Below are 1,744 nucleotides of genomic sequence, written 5' to 3'. Positions count from 1 at the left end.
GGGTAGAGGTCGTCGGGGGCGTCGTCGGGGCGGCTCGAAAGGCCGGGCCGGGGGCTACCGGGTCAGGCCGGGGCGGTCGCGGCCGCCCATCCGGGCGGCGTCGGCGGCCGCGGTGCCGTCCGTCCACCCCGCGTGGTCCGTCGCCCCGCGCAGCCTCGTCGTGGTCGTCCGCGGGAACATCTCCTCCGCGCGCGACCCGACCGCCACGTCCCGCGCGACCAGGGCCGGCAGCAGCGACCCGCCGCCCACGGCGTGCTCGGCCGTCTCGGCGAGGCGGTGCCCGATCCGGCTCGCGTAGGCGAGGAAGAAGGACTGCCGGAAGGTCTTGGTCCGCTTGCGCCCGCCCGAGCGCTGCGCGGCCTCGGCCCGGGTCATCGCGGCCGTGCCCTGCACCAGCAGCGAGGTGTAGAGCAGCTCGACGGCCTCCAGATCGCTCTCGAAGCCGACCACCGTGGAGAACTCGAACGCCCCGTTCCACACCGCCCGGCAGTGGTTCGCCGTGGCCACGGCGTCCAGCAGCACCGCCTTGGCCTCCTCGTACGGCGGCTCGACACCGATCCGGCACGCGCCCGGGGCCCGTACCGGTCCCTCCCCGCGCGCCGCGAGCAGCGCCTCGTCCACGGTGTGCCGGGCCATCAGCTCCTGCGCCTTGGCACTGAGCGCCTCCGCCTCCTCCGGGTACGAGGTCGCCTCGGCCTTGGCCAGGAGCGCCCGGATCCGTCCGAGCATCCGCGGCTCGATGTGCGCGGCCTCCGGCAGATCGGTCACGTCCCCCGGGACGGGCCCCACCGGCTCGATCGAGGGCAGCCGCACCAGCAGCCGCAGCACCTCCAGGAAGGCCGTGGCCAACGCGAACCGATCGGCCTTCTCCCGCCGCGCGACCTGCTCGGCGTACGCGGCGTCGACGCCGCGATCGGCGGCGTCGGCACGGCGACCGGCGGCGTCGGCACGGCGACCGGCGGAACCGGAACCGGTGGCATCGCCCCACCACACCTCGTGGACGGGCCACCCGGCGGGCAGCCGCCGCCCGTACCGGCGCGCCTCCGCCGCGAACAGGTCCTCGACGAGCCGCACGTGCCGCTCGTCGGCGAGGTCGCGGCGGACCAGCCGCAGCACGTCGGCCGGCCGCCAGCCGCGTTCCCAGGCCTGCCGTACGTACGTCTCCCCGCGCGCCAGCAGCGCCCGGCCGACCCCCGGCCAGGCGGCCGGATCGGCGGCGAGGAGCGACGCGCCGGTGTCGAGCCCGGCGTCGTCCTGGGCGTAGAGGGCGGCGGCGCAGGCCCGCTCGACGATGTCGTTCACGCCCTTCAGCTTGGCATGTCCGCCTTCGCGTCCCACTCCCGGCGGGCGGCCTCGATGTGCGGGCGGTGGGCCAGCGACCAGTCGGCGAGGTTCTTGACCAGGTGGGTGAGGCTGTGGCCGAGCGCGGTCAGCTCGTACTCGACCTGCGGCGGGACGGTGGGGTGGACGGTCCGCGTCACCAGCCCGTCGCGCTCCAGGCGGCGCAGCGTGAGGGTCAGCATGCGCTGCGAGACCCCGTCCAGGGCGCGCTGGAGTTCCTTGAACCGGTGCACACCGGCGGCGAGTTCGACCACCACCAGCACCGACCACTTGTCGCCGAGCCGGTCGAGGACGTCACGGACCCCGCAGTCGTCGGCACAACTGACCACCGGCTCGGCGACAAGTGGTCGGTGCTGGTGGTCTATCTCTTACACATATCTCTCAAGTTACTAAATACTGAGGT

At 74.5% G+C, this 1,744-nt stretch carries 2 protein-coding genes; both read right to left on the bottom strand.

Features of this window, described 5'->3' with window-relative positions:
• Positions 1 to 54 precede the first annotated feature (54 nt).
• A complete protein-coding gene (locus EF918_RS35405; protein WP_125652937.1) occupies positions 55 to 1,302 on the bottom strand; it encodes a DUF2786 domain-containing protein in 1,248 nt (415 codons plus the stop codon).
• A gap of 5 nt (positions 1,303 to 1,307) precedes the next feature.
• On the bottom strand, positions 1,308 to 1,670 hold the full coding sequence (locus EF918_RS35400) for a helix-turn-helix domain-containing protein (RefSeq protein ID WP_260611001.1): 363 nt from the start codon (positions 1,668 to 1,670) through the stop codon (positions 1,308 to 1,310).
• Positions 1,671 to 1,744: the final 74 nt, after the last annotated feature.

It is taken from the genome of Streptomyces sp. WAC06614 (assembly GCF_003949795.1).
Lineage (GTDB): Bacteria > Actinomycetota > Actinomycetes > Streptomycetales > Streptomycetaceae > Streptomyces.
This window is presented reverse-complemented; position numbering and strand designations above follow the sequence as displayed.